Source organism: Catellatospora aurea (assembly GCF_042663325.1).
Lineage (GTDB): Bacteria > Actinomycetota > Actinomycetes > Mycobacteriales > Micromonosporaceae > Catellatospora > Catellatospora aurea.
In genome coordinates this window covers 24,989-42,794 of the sequence record NZ_JBHTAC010000052.1, presented here as the reverse complement: position 1 = coordinate 42,794, position 17,806 = coordinate 24,989, and the positions used below count along the sequence as shown (strand labels likewise).

Here is a 17,806-nt window from a genome sequence, read left to right as displayed (position 1 = left end):
GTAGGTCACCAGCCGTTCGCGGCGTCGCCGAGGATGCCGCCCCGGACCGCGCGAGCCAGTCCCTGCGCCAGTTCCTCCTCGTACGCGCCGACGTGCACGTACAGGCTGTGGCCCGGCGGCGGATCACGGTCGTACATCTCCATGCCGTTGAGGCCCAGCTCGAACCCGGCCCCATTGCACCGCCCCGGCCAGCACACGTGCCAGGCGATCGTCGCCGGGTCGCAGCCCACCGCCGCGACCACGAGATCGGCGGGGTCGTCGTGCAGGTCGTGCTCCCGGGTGAAGATCGTGCCGTCGAGCAGCGGGAGCCCGGACAGCACGGTGACGACGGCCTCGGTCAGGTCGGCCATCAGGTACGCGCTGCCGTCCCGTCGCCGGGTCATCCGGTCGGCGGTCGGCAGATGCGGGTCCAGTGCCGCGGCGAACTGCTCGAAGAGCTCCGCGGGGACCGACATCGACAGGTGCGCGCCGTTCAGGGTCAGGTAACGGGCCAGGTCCCGATGGGTGTCGACCTCGATGCACGCGTCGACGCGCGCCGGGCAGCAGGTGGGCGAGCGCAGGTCGAGCAGCCGCTGTGCCTTGGCGTACACGGCGTCGAGGTCGTCGCTGGTGTAGATCCGGTACACGGTCGAGTTGCCCACGGCGGAGCATCATGCCACGCGGGACTCGTGGCGCGGCTCGACCGACAGGTGAGCCGACAGCGCCCGAAGGAAGTCGGCCGCGTCGAAGATCTCGCCGGCCGAGGCGACCCCGGTCGTCTTCGCCTGCCCGGCGAGGATGCGGTGGACCGCTTCGACCGCCAGCGGTGCGCTGATCGCGTAGATGTCCCGACCCGTGGCCACGACACGGCGCTGCGTGTCGCCGGAGCGCACGACGACGTCGACCACGAACGTCTGCGCGGACCGGCCGCTGTCGTCGACCGCGACCGGCGCGCTGTGCGCCGACGCCAGGTCCCTGGCCGCGTCGGCCGTCATGTACGTGCGCACCTCGGGAATCTCCAGGTGGCTGGGGACGGTGACGACGTCGGCCATGGTGAACTCCCCGAGGACCGGCCGGGTGCCCAGCGGAGCAGGGAAGTCCCAGTCCAGGGTCGGCAGGTCGCGCTCGGCGGCGTAGTACTCGATCCGGCCGCCGGTGTAGCGGACCCGGCGGCCGTCGCGCCGGTCCCGCGAGACGGTGCCGGACACGACGGTCCCGGCCGTGGGTTGCCAGCTGCTCAGCCCGTACGCGACGTGCGCCTCGTCGGCCGCTGCCCAGTCCCCCATCGCCGTGGTGACCAGCAGGTCGCCGAGCCCGCCGAAGAACGCCATCGCCGGGACCACCGCGACCCCCGCCTCCCGGGCCCGGCCGGCGAAGTGCGCGAACGTGTCGAGGTTGGCCTCGATCTCGGCGGCCACGTCCACGTATGGGATCCCGCCCCGCAGGGCGGCTTCGATCACCGGGCCTGCCGTCGAGGCGAACGGGCCGGCGGCGTTGACGACCGCGGCCGCGCCCCGCAGGGCCCGGTCGAGCGAGGCCGGATCGTCCGCCGACGCGACCCGGTGCGCCAGGCCAGGACGGGACTCCGCCAGCTCCCGGAGTTTGCCCGCGTCACGGCCGACGAGCAGCGGCACGAACCCTCGCGCGGCCAGCTCCGCCACCACGAACCGGCCGGTGTGCCCGTACGCCCCGAACACCGCCACGGTCTTGTCCGTACCCATCTTGGTCTCCTCAGTGCTCTTCAAAGATCGACTGAAAAGATCCTCCCAACGGGCGCAGCCCCGGACGAGTGTCTGGAACGCCACGCCCCATACACTTTCGGACATGGCCACGATCGCGCTCGCCGCCACCGACGGCATGCTCCACTTCGAACTCGCCATGGCCTGCGAGATCTTCGTCCGCGACCCCAGCAGCCTGGCCGACCCCTGGTACGACCTGGTGGTCTGCGGCCCCGGCCCGGTCGGCATCGGCAGATTCCGGATGGAACCCGACGCCGGGCTCGACCGGCTCGCCACCGCCGACACCGTGATCATCCCTGCCATCGACGACATCGACGCCGAACCGCCCGCCGACCTGGTCGAGGCCGTCCGGGCAGCCCACCGGGCCGGTGCCCGGCTGGTCTCGCTGTGCACCGGCGTGTTCGTGCTCGCCGCCGCCGGGGTCCTCGACGGGCAACGCGCCACCACCCACTGGGCCCACACCGAGGCGCTGGCCGCCCGCTACCCCCGGATCGACGTCGACCCGGACGTGCTCTACGTCGACAACGGCAACGTGCTCGCCTCCGCCGGCAAGGCCGCCGCGATCGACCTTTGCCTGCACCTCATCCGCCGCGACCACGGCTCGACGGTCGCCAACGCCGTCGCCCGCCGGCTGGTCGTGCCCCCGCACCGCGCCGGCGGCCAGGCCCAGTTCGTCACCACCCCGGTGCCCGCCCGCGACGACCACCCGCTCGCCGACCTCTTCCCCTGGGCGATGGAGCGGCTGAACCGCCCGCTGACCGTGGAAGACCTGGCCAGGCAGGCGAACATGAGCTCGCGCAACCTGGCCCGCCACTTCAAGTCGACGACCGGCACCACCCCGCTGCAGTGGCTGTCGACGCAGCGCATCCGCCGCGCGCAGGAGCTGCTGGAGAACACCGACAGCGGGATCGACGCCATCGCGGAGGCGGCGGGCATGGGCACCGCCACCACGCTGCGCCGGCACTTCCACCGCACCGTCGGCGTGGCTCCGGACGCCTACCGCCGCACCTTCCGCACGGCCGGAGGCCACCTCCCGTACGGGGAGGCGGCCTCCCACCTGTCCTGATCCGCCCTGTCTCGATCCCGGGGCGATACAGGTCAGCCCTTGATCACCGTGTCCTTGGCCAGCGCTTCGGCGCGCTGCCGGACCGTGGCGCGGAGCTTGTCGACGTCGGTCTTGACGGCGGCGGCGTCGGCTCCCCGCACGGTGTTCAGCGTCGCCGCGATCTGGTCCAGGGCCTTCTCGGCGGCCTTGTCGGCGTAGATCTTCTGGTACAGCTCGCGGTAGGCGTCCTCGTACGCCTTCTTGAAAGCGCCCGAAGCCAAGAACCTCTCCTTGAGCTTGTTGCCGCCCATCATCCCGCCGCGGCCGCCGCCGGGCGGGGTGAACCCCTCCGGCAGCTCCATGCCCTCCGGCAGCTGGAAATCCCCACCGCCGCCGGGGAAGCCGCCCATGCCGCCGCCCATCGACATCGTGTCGTGGGGTCCGGCCGTGGCGCTGCCGCTGAAGGTCAGGTTGTGGTCCCAGCTGATGACCTTGAATTTCTTGGTGTCCAGGTCGTACCACAGGTAGTAGTTCTTGCCCGGTCCCGACATGTCGTCGAAGTTGAGCAGCAGGTTCTGCAGGGCGAGATACCGGGCGAACGACGCGACGTCGACGTGGTCGGCCAGCTGGGCGTCGAAGTCGGCGTCGGAGGCCTCGTTGGCCCACTTCACCAGGTCGATGACCGGCGCGAGGTCGTGGCTGCCCTTGTTGTTGACCTGCTTGAAGTCGTCTTCGTACTCGGTCGGGTCCGCGCCCTGGTAGGTGAACTGTCCCGTGGCCAGCGACTTGTAGAGCACGCCGTTGCCGAGGCTGTCGGCGAAGTCCTCGTCCGGGTGCTCGACCAGCAGCCGCGCCTTGACGGGCCGGCCGTTGACCTGCAGAGCCGTGTAGGCGTACCGCTGCGTGGGCTGCTGGGCGGCAGCCGCGACGGCCAGCGACAGGGCCTCGTTGACCACCGTCGTGCCGCCGCCCATGCCGGACACGCGCACGGCGACCTCGCTGCGGCCCTGGTATCGGCGGCCTTCGGCGAACTCGTCGAAGCTGATCAGCCACGGCAGTTCCTCGGGCTTGGCGCTGTCCAGGCTCGCCCGGCCGAAACCGCCGCCCATCATCCCGCCGGGTCCGCCCCGGCCACCGCCCTGGTTGCCGCCCTCGCCGCCGCCGGGCATCTGCGGGAACCCGCCCTCCGGCATGCCGGGGAACCCGCCCTCGGGCATGCCCGGCCGGCCGCCGGGGCCGCCTTGGCCGCCCCGGTCCTCGAACAGCGACCGGGTCCTGCCCTCGTGGGTGACGCCGGACAGGGTGGAGTTGCCCTTGAGGCGGACGCCGACGTCGCGGATCAGGGTGCCGTCGACGGTCGCGTCGACGCGCACGTACTCCTTCTCGCCGGTCTCCATGTACTCGTCGAACATGCGCTGGTAGTCGGCTTCGGTGTAGGTGATGGTGACGGTGTGCGCGACGGTGGCGTCGAACAGGTCGACGGTGCCGTCGATGTTCTCCACGACCTCGTCGTGCTTGCCCGCCGCCTGGCTGGTCACGATCGGCGCGATCCGCACCTTGCCGGCGACAACCACCAGCGCCACGACGACGGCCACGCAGGTGGCCAGCAGCTTCCAGTAGTGGCGGACACGCACCGGGACGCGGTGCTCGAGCCGGGCCCGCGGCGGCGGTGCCGCGGGCTCAGTCGCGGGACTCGTGGTCATCACAAGTCCGTCTGGTCGTATCCGGTGAGCACCGTGACCCGCTGGCCCGACGTGAGCCGGCTCAGCGCCGCGATCAGGTCGCCGGGCTCGCTGCCCTTCTTCAGCCGCACCGTGTACATCAGCTCGGTCAGCGCGCCGCCGCGGATCGACTCCATGCTGACCAGCTCGAATTCGGTGGTGTGGGCGATGAGCGCGTCGTTGATCGTGGCCGTGTAGTTGCCCTCCGGCGGGACCTGCACCTTCACGACCTGCCGCTGCACCGACAGCTGGAACCAGCTGAACCGGAACATCACGAAGATGACCAGGCAGATCGCCACCGTCGCGATCACGGCGAGGCTGTAGAACCGCGTGCCGACCGCCATGCCGACGCCCATGACCAGGAAGATGAACCCGACGTCGCGGGTCTCCTTGATCGCGTTGCGGAAGCGGACCACCGACAGCGCGCCGACCAGCGCGAACGCCCGCGCGATGTTCGACCCGACGACCAGCATGATCAGCGACACCAGCATGCCGAGGATGACCAGGGTCTGCACGTACGACTGGCTGTAGGACACGTTGCGGTGCGTGGCCCGGTACACCCAGCCGATGATCGTGCTGAGCAGGAATGCCAGGGCCATGGCCATGACGATGTCGGTGACACTGAACGTGCCGGTGAGGTCCTGGAGTTCGAAGTTCATCGGGTTGCCTTCATGATCGGTGCCGGTGCTTCCGCTGCGGCGACGTCCAGGTGGGTGGGGTTGTCGATGTCCTCGACGGCCGGGGCGGACGCCTCGGCGTCGTGGTCGGGGATGTGGAACAGCGAGCGCGGGGCGCGGCCGAAGGCCTCGACGCTCTGGCAGTACTTGGACACGCGCACGACGGACAGTTCGGCGCGGGCAGCCAGGTCGGTCAGCCAGTACGGCACGCGGTCGTTGGCCTTGACCTCCAGCACCGACAGCGACGCCGGGATGATCAGCCGGTTCTCGGCGCCGGAGCCGAGGTCGAACTCGCGGTCGCGGCCGCGGACCCGGTGGTCGAGGGTGACCCGCAGGCCGAGGTCGGCGTCGCGGCCGACGTAGGCCTCGCGCTGGTAGCCGGTCATCGCCACCGGCCGCAGGTCCAGGCCCTGCACCAGGCCGAGGACCTCCTGGAGGAAGCCGGTCTGGCCGGGCTTGTGGCGCACCATCTGCCGGCCGTCGCACAGCAGTCGCGCGTCGCCGTACGGCATCGCGACGCGGCGCTTCTGGGTGACCCGGTTGACCCGCTGCTTGATCTCGACGTACACCGTCGTGTCGTTGTCGATGTCGAAGCGGTCGCCGTAGTGGCGCACCCGGATCTTGCGGCGGAACCGCAGGCCCTCGATCTTCTCCCAGTAGAAGCGCAGCAGCCGGGTGTCGTAGTAGACGCTCCACACCCCGTAGCCGCCCTCGGTGGCGTGGCTGTCGAGGTCGAGCCGGGCGCGCAGTTCGGCACGGATCGCCGACAGGCGCTCGGTCGGCACCAGGTATTTGATCTCGTAGCGGTTGAACGCGTGCAGCGGGCTGGGGGCGCGCAGCGCGTGGCCGCCGTGGTCGTCGGACGTCCTGCCGGATGCCTGCTGGGCCGGGCCGCCGCCCTTGTCGGGTCCCGTCGGCGCTGAGCGCGGGAGCAGTCGCATGCGCGTACCGTTTCTCTCGCCCCGGAAGACGTTCGGCACGATGGTGAACGGTGCCTGAACCCCGGGTTGGCTGAGGGTGAACACCGATCAGCCTGGCGAGCCAATCTAAGAAACCTCCGTGGAAAACCTCAGAATTCTTTGAGAAAAGGTCGGAGCCTCTCGATACCCGCCGAGCCGGCCGCTTGGGGCAGCCTGGTCGCAGCACATTCGGAAACCATGAAGGCAGGGCACCGCCCGCAACGGGGTGCGCCCTGCCTTCAGATGCTGCTCAGTGCGCGTGCACCGCGCCTTCGGCGTTGCTGTCCGCCCTGGCGGGCAGCAGCAGCGCCGTGACGACCACGCCGATGGACAGGACCACGCCGATGACGAACGCCAGCCGCATGCCATCCAGGCTTGCGGCCGTGGCGGCGACACCGTCGGCTTTGAGCGAGTCGGCCCGCGCGCTCATCACCGTGACCACGAGCGCGGTGCCGAAGGCCGCCGCGACCTGCTGCAGCGTGCCCAGGATCGAACTGCCGTGGGCATACAGCGGCGGCGGGACCGCGCCGAGACCCAGGGTGAAGACCGGGGTGAAGGTCGCGGCCAGACCCACCATGAGCAGCGCGTGCATGGCGAGCAGCTGCCAGTACGGCATGGTCATCGAGACCTGGGTGAAGCCGGCGAGCGCCAGCGAGATCGCGATCGCCCCGGGGATGACCAGGACCCGGCCGCCGAACCGGTCGAACAGGCGGCCCACGGACGGCCCGAGCAGGCCCATGGCCAGGCTGCCGGGCATGACGAGCAGCCCGGCCTGCAGCGCGCTGAGCCCGCGGATGTTCTGCAGGTACAGCGGCAGCAGGATCATCGAGCCGAGCATGGCCATGAACGCGACCGACATCAGGATCAGCGCGATCGTGTACGTGCGGTGCTTGAGCGTCCGCAGGTCCATCAGCGGGGACCCGGACTTCTGCAGCGACAGCTGGCGGAAGACGAACACGGCGATGGCGACCAGCCCGGCCGCGACGATTCCGGCGGCCATGCCGAGGTCGTCGCCCTGGAACTGGCTGAGCCCGTAGACCAGGCCGCCGAAGCCGAGTGCGGCCAGCGTCACGCTGAACCAGTCGATGGTGCTGACCTCGGGCTCGCCGACGTTCTCCAACTGCTTCAGGCCACCCCAGGCGATCACGGCGGCGATGGGGAACACCACGGCGAACAGCAGACGCCAGGACCCGAAGTTGAGAATCACGCCCGACAGCGCCGGGCCCATCGCGGGCGCGACCGAGATGGCCAGGGTGACGTTGCCCATGACCTTGCCCCGGTCGTGCTCGGGCACCACGTGCATCAGCGTGGTCATCAGCAGCGGCATCATCACCGCCGTGCCGGACGCCTGGATGATGCGCGCGCCGAGCAGCATCTCGAAGCTCGGTGCGACGGCGGCAGCCGCGGTGCCGAGCAGGAACAGGCCCATCGCCGTGGCGTACGCGCCGCGCGTGGACACGCGCTGCAGGAACCAGCCGGTGATCGGGATGACCGCGGCCATGGTCAGCATGAAGGCGGTCGAGAGCCACTGCGCGGTCTGCTCGGTGATCTTCAACGCGTCCATCAGGTTCGGGATCGCGTTGATCATGATCGTCTCGTTGAGGATGACGATGAACGTGGCCAGCACGAGCAGCCGGATCACGGGCGGGGTGCGACCTGACGGCGGTGTCGCGGTTTTGGTGGGTGAGTCGAGCAGCTGGCTGGACACGGTACCTCTATCGGGGGTCTCGGGGATTCAGGCGATGACTGCCGGCGGACTCACCGGCAGTCGCTGTCTTGCCCAGACTGACCGATGCCACCGACAAAACGCATCGCAGCTACTCACACTGCTACAAGTTCTGGCAAAGGTCACCCGGATTTCACCGGCAGACGACTCCCAACGGGTGACGACACCTACAACAACATTCCGGCCGGAACGGTGTCACCGAAGGCGCACCGATCCGCCGGAACGGCAGTGGCGCTCGTCACTACTTCCCACCCGACCCGGCCGGAGTCATGCCGCCGACGATCGACGGGCGAACGTTTCCACAGGTGAGCGCCGCAGGGCAGCGGCCGTCAGCGCGGGCAGTCGGGTGCCATGCAGTCGCGGCGGCGGCGATGTATGCGCAGGTCGTTCGCGCTGATCTGCACCACGCTCAGCCGCGGGCGCACCGGGCCGGGCCGCCAGTAGCGAAAGTCCGCGGCAGCGGTCCGGACCGCCTCGGCCTCGGTCAGTCGCGGCAGGACGAACTCGTGTGTAGCCGGGTGGGACCAGTCCCGGCGTACGACGTACAGCACCTGGTTGTCGCGAACGCGGTACGACAGCGCGCCCCGCCGGAAATCGCCTGCCCACAGACGCCTCACGCCTGCCCGCCCTTCGACGAGAACGAGACCGCCCTGACGCGGGCGGCCACCCGCTTTCGAACATACGTTCGAACGTCGAGGGTATCAGTGGACAGCCGGATCACGGTACCGGCGAGCACATCGACCTGCGCGGTGGAAGTTCGGCCGTGACGGCCCTCACTACGAGTAGGCATACCTAGAGCGGGCGGGGCGGCTGTCTAAGTAGGTCGGGTGCAGGGAAGATACGCCGCCGGTGCGGATGGGCAGAGCCTGCCGCCGGAGGAGTATTCATCTCGTCGGTAACACAGTGTCAAGGACTGAGGAGTCTGAGATGTTCGGATCGCCCGAGATGGACTTCGCTCTCGCGAAGATGCATCACCGAGAGCTCATCGACCAGGCCGCGAAGGAGCGGGTCGCCAACAGGGTGCACCGCCACGGCCGCAAGCGCCGCGAGGCGCGCGACCGCACGGCGCGATGAGCACGAGCCGACAGGCCCGGGTACCGCTGAGCGGACCCGGGCCTGTTCCTTTTCCCGGCGTGGGCGCGGGCCGGCCCGCTGGGCGGTCACCGGGTGCCGCCTGCGGTCGCGCCGTCAGAGTTGCCGAAACTGGCCGTAGTACGAGCCCAGCGAGTCGAGGTAGGCACCGTCCTGGTGGCGCTCGGCCTCGTACTCCGGTGCGTCCTTGACCTGGTCCTTGGTGCAGTCGAGGTAGACACGCTCGTCGTCGAGGTCGATGCTCTTGATGACGCCCGCAGGCAGCACCACCTTGCTGCCGAAGATCCACGGGCCGGTGTCGACCACGAGGATCCGCGAGCCCTGCTCCCCGGCCTGCTCGTCGATCTTGCCGATCGGGCCGTCGGTCGCCTCCACCCGGAAGCCGGTCAAATCCCTCTCCCCGCCTTCGATGACGGGTTTGTAGTCCAAGGTCTCGTGGTAGTTCCACGGATCCCAGGGCGTGGGGTTCATCAGCGTCACGACAGCCTCCTTGCTCACCGCCAAGTACGCTGCCCACTTACCCGCTGGCAGTCCCGCCAATCATCACAGGCTCCCTCGAACCGATCCGCCCCGGCGAACACGGGTTCAGCTCTCGGCGGCAAGGCTCGCCCGCAAGACCAACGGCAGGCTCAGCCGCGTGGGCATATCCGGAGCGAGCTGCGCTCCTCGCTCGATCAAGTCCACCGTCGCCGCCATGACATCGAATGCTTGGAGATCACAACCAAGTGCCACGCGTTCGGCGTCTATCCATAGTGGAAGGGAAGTTTGCCGTCGCCGCCGTCGAGGCAGTCGACGACAGACAGACGCGGGCCCTCCCGCGCAGAGCGAAGGATGAGTTCTTGGACGTCACACACCAGCACCGCATTCGACGGGCCGGGCTGCTGCTCTCGTCGACGATCATCGCGGCCGGCCTCGGGATCTTCTCAGCCGGCCCCGCGAACGCCGTCGCGAACAGCGAGATCGTGCCCAACGGCCAGTATGAGTTCGCGGTCAAGCTGACCATGACCGGGATCCCGACGGCCGACGGCGGTCGCCGCAACAGTGCCTGTTCGGGTGCGCTCATCGCACCACAGTGGATCGTCACCGCGGGGCACTGCTTCCGGGACTTCAACGGCGTCCGGGTCGAGCGGCCGGTCGCCGACCTGACCACCGCCACCGTCGGGCGGGCCGACCTGACCACCGACATCGGTCACGTCGCCACCGTCATCGCCGTGCGCCAGTCGCCCACCACCGATCTGGCGCTGGCGAAGCTCAGCTTCCCGATCAAGGGCATCAAGCCGCTGGCTCTGAGCCGTAAGGCGCCGAATGTCGGCGACGTCCTGCGGATCACCGGTTTCGGCTCGGTCACCAGTTCCAGCCCCGTGCCGTCGCCGCAGCTGCGGACCGGCCAGGTCACCGTCGTCGCGGTGACGGCACCCAGTGTCGGCGTGACCGGCCTGGCGCCGTCGCCCGACACCAGCGCCTGCCCGTACGACTCCGGTGCGCCGTACTTCACGGAGCACGGCAAGGGGCATCCCACTCTGGTGTCGGTGGAGAGCGGCGGGCCGTCCTGCCCGCACTCGCTGGAGGAGCGGACCTCCCGGGTGGACAACATCGCCGACTGGATCAAGCAGATCATCCGCGGTTGACGAGTCGGCGACCGAGTCGGCTTGCCTGCCCGGTCGAACTGAGAGGGGCGGTGGCGGCCCGTGTCGGACCGCCACCGCCCCGGATCATCTCAGAGTTCGGACTGGGGCGTCAGGTCCGCCAGCCGCGAGATGGTCACCGGTTCGAGCACGCCGGTGTAGACGCGCACGTCGTCGATGACACCGGAGAAGTACGACCCGTACGTCGGCGTGGTCGTGGTGCCGTCCAGCAGCGCCCGGCCGACCTGGATGCCGCGGTCGGCGCCGTTCCAGACCGCGGTGTGATCCACGGTGCCGGACAGCTGGCCGTTGACGAACAGCTGCACCTGCTTGGTGTAGGCGTTGTACGTCACCGCGAGGTGCGAGCCGGCCGCGTCGTTCGGGTTCGGCAGGCGAACCGTGTCGACCACGGTCGTCCAACCGGTGGTGGTGCTGTCGCTGTTGGCGACCGCGAGCTGCCAGCGCTGCTGGCCGCCCACCGTGGCGCAGCGCACCTGGAACCGGCTGACGCTGGTCCCCGGCTGTGACAGCACCACCTGGTCGGCCGAGCACGCCGCGGCGAGCTTGGCCCGTGCGGTCACCGAGAAGCTGCCGGTGGTGCCCGCGAGCGGCAGGCTGTTGGCCGCGTACTCGCCGGTGCCGTAGAGCTCCAGGTGCCCCGCGCCCATGAGCGGCGACTCCGCCACCGGATCGATGTCGTAGTCCGGGACGTACAGGTGCGCCCCGCCGGAGAGGGTCAGCTCCTTGGCCGGGTCGGCCTCCAGTCCGTCACCCACGACCTCGGGGCTGACGTACGTGCCCGGAGCGGTGTCGACCTCGTCCGCGCTGTCCAGCGACCAGTACACCTCCCGCTTCAGGCGCGGCTCGGCGATCTCGCCGATCTCCGTACCCATCAGCAGCCGGTCGTACACGATCACGTCGGCGAGCCCGCCGGACCAGGCGTCGGTGTAGCCGGTCTTGGCGGTGCGCCGCCCCAACTGCAGCGGCCCGTGGGAGGCCCACTCCGACGTGATGGTCGCGTTCGCCACGAACGTGCCGTTGACGTACAGCGACAGCTTGTTGAGCACCGGGTCGAACATGCCGGTCAGGTGGGTCCAGCCGGTGGTCGCGGTGACCGTCTGCCCGGTGCTGACGCTCCAGGTGCCCAGCGTGTCGAGGTCTGACACCGGCACGCGGAAGGTCCACCGGCCGGCGCCGTCGTAGCCCAGCACGAAGCCGGGCTCACCCGAGCCGTCCTGCGACACCGCGGCCTGGGGTCGCGACAGGTCGTTCACCTTGACGAAGGCCGACACCGTGAAGCCCTTGCTGGTGTCGAGCAGTCCGGTCGTCGTGGTGCTCAGGTAGCTGGCAGCGCTGCCGTCAAGCAGCACCGAGCGGTGCAGGACGCCACCGGGTCCGGGCTGGCCGAACGACACGGCCGTGCCCGCGGTCGCGTGGTTGGCGCCGGCCATGTCCGAGGCGGTCGGACCCGCCTGCTCGTCGAGCTTCCACTGCCCGATCGGCGCGTTGCCCGCTCCGATCCGGAAGGTGCAGCTGCTGGTGTCGCTCTCCTTGCCCGCCGCGTCGACCGCGATGACCGACACGGTGTGCGGCGCCTCGGTCAGCGGCAGCCAGGAGACGGACACCGGGCCACCGGCCGTCGTGGCGATCGAGGTGCTCGGAGCGCCGTCGAACGAGTACTTGTACGAGACCACGTCGGTCGCGCTCGTGTCGAACGTGAAGCTGCCGTAGCGGCCGACGCCGTCGTGCCAGACGTCACCCTCGATGCAGCCCGCCGGGTTGGTCCCGGCGTTGTCGGCGGCGTCGTCCGGCAGGTAGTTCGCGGAGTCGATGTCGGGACCGGCGGGCTTCGTCGTGTCCAGGATGAAGCCGCAGGTGGTCGACTTCGTGCTCCAGGCGGTGCCGTCGGACGACTCCACGTACCAGGAGACGACCGTGTTCTGCGGCAGGGTGGGAACTCCCGTGACGGGCAAGCTCAGGTCGTAGTCGAACGTGGACTTGTTGGCCTTCTCACCACTAGTCCAGACCTTGGTCTGCTGGGTGCCGTTCTCCATCCACTGCACGGTGAACCGCGCGGTCAAGGGCTCGGCGTCCTTGTCGTCCGAGTCGGCCAGGTACGCGGACAGCTTCGGCACGCTGGAGACGTACCAGGAGTTGTCCACCGTGCCGGTGCGGCAGGGGCCGCCCGGGTTCGAGGTCAGCGTCGTCGGCACCGCCGGTACGCGGTTGTAGGTGACCGACAGCACCGCGTTGTCACAGAACCGCTTGATGTAGTACTTGCTGTCCTCGTCGTTGGCCCGCAGACCGAACGTGGTGGTCGCCCAGTCGCTGGACTGCGCCTCGAGGACCGCGGCCTTGGCGTTGAAGGTCACGTTGTGGTTCGTCGTCGTGCACGAGCCCTGCGAGACCGTGGGGGCCTTGGTCTCCTGCGCCTTGCTCCACGCCGGCTGGTTGCGCCAGTTCGTCGCGGACGAGATGCCCGCGCCCATGCGGTACAGCGTGACGTTGCGGGCCGAACCGTCGTACGTGTGCACCATCGTGATCTTGAAGGTGGCGGCCGAGATCACGAGCGTGTCGTCCTGGTAGGGCGTCGGGATCGCGTAAAGCAGCCGCTTGATGTACGAGTTGTTGCAGTAGTTCGGCGAGTCGGTCCGGTTGCACAGGCCGATCCGCTCGTCCCGGTCGCCGTCGAACTTCCAGTTCTCCTCGTCCGGGTAACCCGAGTCGACCATCGCCCACGAGGTGTTCGTGTGCGGGGCGGTGTACGGGTCGAGGTACAGCGGGTAACGCAGGTCCGTCCGGGCGAGCATCGCCGCGTCGGGCGTGAGCACCAGCATGCCGTCCTTGACGGCGGCCTTCATCTCGGCGCGGATCGACGACTGCGGCGCGGACACCGCCGACAGCGAGCCGTCGGCCCGCTCCTCGGGGGCCCCGTGGTCCCACATCTTCGGGACCGGCGCCTCGAACACCAGGCCACCGGAGCCCTTGTCGTGCGCGACCAGGCGGCCGCCGTCGACCGAGTAGGTGACATGGTCGCCGCTCAGGCCGTACTTGACCTGGGCGAAGCGCGGGTCGCGCATCGCCTCGGGGGTCTTGACCACCAGCACGTGGCTGTAACCGGTGGAACTGACCCGGAGGACCAGGTCGACGTCCTTGTCGAGCGCATAGGTCGCGGTGTCACCGGCCAGCGTCGGCGTCGGCAGGCCACCGGGCCAGGTCAGCCGCATGGTGCGGCCGGTCCGGGTGATGGTGGCCAGCGGCATGTCACCGCCGCCGGAGAACCGCATCGACGTGACGGCCGCCTTCGGCCCGACGCTGCCGTCCGGGTAGCGGATCATGGTCGTGTCGATCGGGACCCACTTCCCCTTCTGCAACGTGCGGTACGGCTGCACGTGCGTCTCCTGGGTGAAGGAGCCGTCCGGGTTGGCGTACGTGACCTGCCGGGTGTTCGCCCGGCCGGCCACCTCGACCTGCTTGCCGGACTTCACCGCGGCGACCTGCGCCTGCTGCTCCGTCCACGGCGTGCTCGGCGCCGCAGCGCCCGCCGCCCCCATCGCGACCACGTCGCCGGAGCCGCTGTCCGGCACCGCCACCCACCATCCGGCGGCGACCAGGCCCAAGGCCGCCGTCGTCGCCAGCGCGCGGACGCGCCACCCCCGTACCATGCCGACCTGCTCCTTCATCGAATTGCCGAACACCTTCTGCAGACTTCTTCGCATCGCCGTCACCCGACCTGCGTGCCGAGAGCGACCGAACCGGTGGCGGGCAGGCCGGTGCCGGGAGCCAGGGTCTTGGTGACCGTGACCGTGTCGGCGCCGAGCGATGCCCAGGACAGACCCCACACCGCCTGGTTCTGGTACGGCGAGGAGACGAACAGCTCCGTCGGCGACGCGCCCATGCTGATGCCGATCAGCTCCCGCTCACCCGCGGTGCCGGGCAGGGATCCCGCCACACGCTCGACGACGACGTCGTAGGTGATCGTGCCCGCCCCGCCGGCGTACACCCGGATCGTGCCCGCGTCGCGGGTCGAGCCGAGGTCCTCACCCGGCGCGCCGACCGCGACCAGCACGGTGGACGCGGTGGGTGCGGTGCCGGGGCTGGTGTTGACCACGATCACCTTCGCGCCGAACTGGTCGCCGGCCTCGTTGTCTCCCGAGATACCCGCCGTGTTCTGGCTGGTCGCCTTGAGCTGGGTGAGGGACGTGCCGGATACCCGGAACTCGTGCACCATGCCGGCGTCGGCGCCGTCCACGGCGTCTTCGCCCGGCACGCCGACGACCATGATCGAGTCGCCGACGGGCCAGTACGGCGCCATCGCGATCGACTGGCCGAACAGGTCGCCCGCCTCCGAATCACCGTCGACGTTGGGGGAGTTCTGCGTGGCACAACCGCCCCGGGTGGGCAGGTTGCTGGTCAGCGTGTGGCTGTAGGCGCACACGAAGCCGGAGAACTCCGTCCCGGTCGCCTGCGCCTCACCCGGCGTGGACACGCCGATGTGGTATGGCGTGGCGGCCACCGCGTAACCGAACCGGTCGTCCACCTCAGGCGTGCCGGCGGCACCGTTGAGCTGGTCGAACGCGACCTTCACCGAACCCCGGTAGTAGTACACCGAGCCGCTGTTGTCCTTCGCGTTGGCGTCGTCGCCGGGCACGCCCACGACCAGGAACGGCTGGCCCGCCGACGTCTTGCCGCCGGCCAGGGAGTAACCGAACCAGTCGCCGCCCGCCTGGGTGCCCGGGGCGCCGCCGACGCCCTGCGCGTACCGGATCGCCGGGGTGCTCGGGCCGCGGCCCAGGCCCTCCGGAGCACCGAACACGAGCTGCACCTCACCGGCGTCGACGAGCGAGCCGTCGTCTTCGAACGGGGCGCCGATCGCCACGTCCGCGCAGCCGTCCAGGTTCGCGTCGTAGATGGCCAGCGAGTGGCCGAACCGGTCGTCCGGCTCGGAGTCGCCGATGATCTCCGTGTCGTCCTGGGTGATGGCCCGGGTGGCACCGTCGGCGCCGTTGACGATCCGGACCAGGCCGGCCTTGGCGTCGCCGTTCACGGTGGCCAGCGGGTCCGCGACGAGCATGTCGCGCGTGCCGTCGCCGTTGAAGTCACCGTCGACGCCGAACTGGCAGCCGGGTGCGGGCGGCGGCAGGACCATCACGGTGAACTCGCAGAACGACGACCAGGGGCTGGTGAGTGAGCCGTCGCTGCCGCGCGCCCGCCACTGGTAGCTGCCGCCTTCGGCGAACGCGCCCGCCGGGACCGTGACGGTTTGTGCGGTTCCGGAGGCGCCTGCCGCGGTCACCGTCGAGCCGATCTTCGCCGAGCCGCCGACGGCCCACCACTCGAACTCCGTCGTCACCGTGGCACCGGTGTCGACGTCGGTGACGGTCGCGGACAGCTGCGGGGTGACGGTGTCGATCGTGGGCCGGCCGGCACCGGTGGTGCAGGTCGTCGCCGGGGTCGTCGACCGGGCGGTCACGCTCGGGTACGAGTTGTAGTTCACCACCGCGTACGGGATCTGCGTGGTGTCCGAGTAGTTCGAGGAACGCAACTGCTTGAAGTAGGTCCCGTCGGTCTCGTTGGTCCGCAGGCCCATGTCGGCGGCGGTGTCGCCCGCGTTGGCGGCGGCCTGCAGGAAGGCCTTGCCGTCGATGCTCACCCAGCCGTCGCTGCAGGCGTCGCCGCCCATGGTCTGGCTCGACGTGGTGTGGAGGGTGTTCCAGGTGGGCTGGTTGTCCCACAGCACGCCGTTCGGGATCGGGCCGGTGGTCCACAGCTCCCAGTTCCGCGACCCGCAGATGCCGGACCAGAAGTTCCAGAAGTAGAACGTGGCCGAGGTGATCGAGGTGCCGACCAGGGCGGTCGTGTTCAGCCGGGCGAGGCCGCGGTGCTTGAGGCCGGACCCGATACCGATCTGGATGTCGCCGTTGCCACCGTTGTGGGTGGTGTCGGTCTCCTTGACGTAGATGTCGTAGGGGGCCGACAGCGGGTTGATCTGCGGGTCGATGGTCAGCGGGAACTGGCGTGACTTGTCCTTCAGCCACGCCTCGTCCGGACGCAGCCGGAAGTTCACGCCCGTGCGGGCGGTACGGCCGGAGACACCGGCTTCGGACGCCTGCGCCGTGGTGCTGACCTCGGTGTCGACCTTCTTCAGGTGCGCCGGGTCGCCGGTGGCCGTCTTGGCCGCGTCCCACATCTCCGGCGCGGGAGCGATCGCGACGTCACGCCCCTCGGCGTCCTTGAGGGTGACGTTGCCGTGCTTGTCGCTCACCGAGGCCGCGGCGCCGGGCCCGGTCACCGGGAACGACACGTCGCGCACCTGGGCGATGGCGGCGGCGGTCTTCACGACGAGGAAGGTCTCGACCCCGCCGCGGGTCACCTCGACGACGAGGTCCACGCCGGGCTTGGCGTCGACGTAGGTCGCCTTGCTGCCGGACAGCACCGGCTCGGGCAGCGCACCGTCCCAGGCCATCGACAGCCGGTCGGCGGCCTTGCCGATGCCCAGCAGCTCGCCTGAGCCGGCCGGGCGGGCACCGGACACCGTGATGTCGTACGGGTCGGCGACGGTGCGGATCGCACCGGTGGCCGGGTCCTTGACCAGCGTCAGGTCGACCGGCACCCAGTCCTCGCCGCGCTTGGTCCGCACCGGGCCGAGGCTCAGCGTCGCCTGGAAACCACCCTCGGGCATCGCCCAGACCTCGGTGGTCTCGTCCGTGAGCTCGTCGACCCGGACGCGCCGGCCGGACGCGCGCGCCTCTGCGGCCGCCTCCGTCTGCGCCTGAGCCACTGACTTCTCGGCCGATGCTCCACCGGCCTCCGCATTCTCCTTAATCGCACCGGCGGTGACCGCCGGTGCCTCCTCGGCCGAAGCCGGAACTACCAACAGGCTGACGGTCGTCACGGTTGCCGCAAGAGCGGCACCGAACGACCTACCTACACTCCGTCGACTGACGGCGAGCAGACCCCGCATGACTCAACCTCCAAGGACACTTGGAGTGGCACGCTAGGCCAATGTCTGCGATCGCGTTGTCCCGCGGCGCTGCAGAGTGGCTGTCCGTCGCACGCGCCATGCAGTCAACGCAGTCGATTTCTGCAACCGTCTGACGAAGCGCGATCACGGAGAGTGATCCGCTGCGGAATACGCCCGCGGCGGCTGCCCTCAACAGACTGAGAGCTATCTCACAGCATGCTGAGACCGGGAGTAACTGGCGCTTTGAGTTCATTCCCGACGCCGCCTGACCAGATGCGC

Annotated in this window: 13 protein-coding genes; 3 read left to right on the top strand and 10 right to left on the bottom strand. The window is 69.8% G+C overall.

Annotated features, from left to right (window positions below):
• Positions 1-5: 5 nt before the first annotated feature.
• Together ACFQO7_RS32585 and ACFQO7_RS32580 are read right to left on the bottom strand one after the other, a co-directional pair.
• Positions 6-641: a hypothetical protein gene (locus ACFQO7_RS32585; protein WP_376809987.1), complete on the bottom strand. Its 636-nt coding sequence runs from the start codon at positions 639-641 to the stop codon at positions 6-8.
• Between the two features lie 9 nt (positions 642-650).
• Positions 651-1,700, bottom strand: a complete 1,050-nt coding sequence (locus tag ACFQO7_RS32580; RefSeq protein WP_376809986.1) for a saccharopine dehydrogenase NADP-binding domain-containing protein — start codon at positions 1,698-1,700, stop codon at positions 651-653.
• Positions 1,701-1,803: 103 nt separating this feature from the next.
• On the opposite strand from ACFQO7_RS32580, the gene ACFQO7_RS32575 reads away from it, so the two are divergent.
• Positions 1,804-2,784, top strand: coding sequence for a helix-turn-helix domain-containing protein (locus ACFQO7_RS32575; RefSeq protein WP_376809985.1), 981 nt, complete (start codon positions 1,804-1,806; stop codon positions 2,782-2,784).
• Positions 2,785-2,816: 32 nt separating this feature from the next.
• Here ACFQO7_RS32575 and ACFQO7_RS32570 read toward each other — a convergent pair whose 3' ends face one another.
• The 5 genes from ACFQO7_RS32570 to ACFQO7_RS32550 all read right to left on the bottom strand — a co-directional run bounded on the left by ACFQO7_RS32570 (position 2,817) and on the right by ACFQO7_RS32550 (position 8,463).
• On the bottom strand, positions 2,817-4,466 hold the full coding sequence (locus ACFQO7_RS32570) for a CotH kinase family protein (protein ID WP_376809984.1): 1,650 nt from the start codon (positions 4,464-4,466) through the stop codon (positions 2,817-2,819).
• A complete protein-coding gene (locus ACFQO7_RS32565; protein WP_376809983.1) occupies positions 4,466-5,143 on the bottom strand; it encodes a DUF4956 domain-containing protein in 678 nt (225 codons plus the stop codon). Before ACFQO7_RS32565 ends, ACFQO7_RS32570 begins: the two co-directional genes overlap by 1 nt.
• Positions 5,140-6,102, bottom strand: a complete 963-nt coding sequence (locus ACFQO7_RS32560; RefSeq protein WP_376809982.1) for a polyphosphate polymerase domain-containing protein — start codon at positions 6,100-6,102, stop codon at positions 5,140-5,142. Before ACFQO7_RS32560 ends, ACFQO7_RS32565 begins: the two co-directional genes overlap by 4 nt.
• A 268-nt stretch (positions 6,103-6,370) precedes the next feature.
• Entirely contained in the window at positions 6,371-7,828 is a 1,458-nt protein-coding gene (locus ACFQO7_RS32555) for an MDR family MFS transporter (protein WP_376809981.1), read from the bottom strand.
• Between the two features lie 347 nt (positions 7,829-8,175).
• The gene (locus tag ACFQO7_RS32550) at positions 8,176-8,463 is read right to left on the bottom strand and encodes a hypothetical protein (RefSeq protein ID WP_360528895.1); all 288 of its coding nucleotides are present in this window, start codon (positions 8,461-8,463) and stop codon (positions 8,176-8,178) included.
• Positions 8,464-8,773: 310 nt separating this feature from the next.
• Here ACFQO7_RS32550 and ACFQO7_RS32545 point away from each other — a divergent pair, with 310 nt between their 5' ends.
• Complete coding sequence (locus ACFQO7_RS32545) at positions 8,774-8,920, top strand: hypothetical protein (RefSeq protein WP_376809980.1); 147 nt, start codon at positions 8,774-8,776, stop codon at positions 8,918-8,920.
• A gap of 114 nt (positions 8,921-9,034) precedes the next feature.
• Here the strand turns inward: ACFQO7_RS32545 and ACFQO7_RS32540 are convergent, their stop codons facing one another.
• Entirely contained in the window at positions 9,035-9,409 is a 375-nt protein-coding gene (locus tag ACFQO7_RS32540; protein WP_376810007.1) for a PRC-barrel domain containing protein, read from the bottom strand.
• Between the two features lie 368 nt (positions 9,410-9,777).
• On the opposite strand from ACFQO7_RS32540, the gene ACFQO7_RS32535 reads away from it, so the two are divergent.
• Positions 9,778-10,566, top strand: coding sequence for a S1 family peptidase (locus ACFQO7_RS32535; protein ID WP_376809979.1), 789 nt, complete (start codon positions 9,778-9,780; stop codon positions 10,564-10,566).
• Positions 10,567-10,655: 89 nt separating this feature from the next.
• Here ACFQO7_RS32535 and ACFQO7_RS32530 read toward each other — a convergent pair whose 3' ends face one another.
• Together ACFQO7_RS32530 and ACFQO7_RS32525 are read right to left on the bottom strand one after the other, a co-directional pair.
• Positions 10,656-14,282 (bottom strand): LamG-like jellyroll fold domain-containing protein, encoded by a 3,627-nt coding sequence (locus tag ACFQO7_RS32530; RefSeq protein ID WP_376809978.1) that lies wholly within the window; start codon positions 14,280-14,282, stop codon positions 10,656-10,658.
• Positions 14,283-14,287: 5 nt separating this feature from the next.
• Positions 14,288-17,344: a DNRLRE domain-containing protein gene (locus tag ACFQO7_RS32525; RefSeq protein WP_376809977.1), complete on the bottom strand. Its 3,057-nt coding sequence runs from the start codon at positions 17,342-17,344 to the stop codon at positions 14,288-14,290.
• Positions 17,345-17,806 lie beyond the last annotated feature (462 nt).

Coding starts and splice junctions, on each gene's coding strand:
- ACFQO7_RS32580 (WP_376809986.1), bottom strand. CDS start 1,700: ATGGGTACGGACAAGACCGTGGCGGTGTTCGGGGCGTACGGGCACACC.
- ACFQO7_RS32575 (WP_376809985.1), top strand. CDS start 1,804: ATGGCCACGATCGCGCTCGCCGCCACCGACGGCATGCTCCACTTCGAA.
- ACFQO7_RS32570 (WP_376809984.1), bottom strand. CDS start 4,466: ATGACCACGAGTCCCGCGACTGAGCCCGCGGCACCGCCGCCGCGGGCC.
- ACFQO7_RS32565 (WP_376809983.1), bottom strand. CDS start 5,143: ATGAACTTCGAACTCCAGGACCTCACCGGCACGTTCAGTGTCACCGAC.
- ACFQO7_RS32560 (WP_376809982.1), bottom strand. CDS start 6,102: ATGCGACTGCTCCCGCGCTCAGCGCCGACGGGACCCGACAAGGGCGGC.
- ACFQO7_RS32545 (WP_376809980.1), top strand. CDS start 8,774: ATGTTCGGATCGCCCGAGATGGACTTCGCTCTCGCGAAGATGCATCAC.
- ACFQO7_RS32540 (WP_376810007.1), bottom strand. CDS start 9,409: ATGAACCCCACGCCCTGGGATCCGTGGAACTACCACGAGACCTTGGAC.
- ACFQO7_RS32530 (WP_376809978.1), bottom strand. CDS start 14,282: ATGCGAAGAAGTCTGCAGAAGGTGTTCGGCAATTCGATGAAGGAGCAG.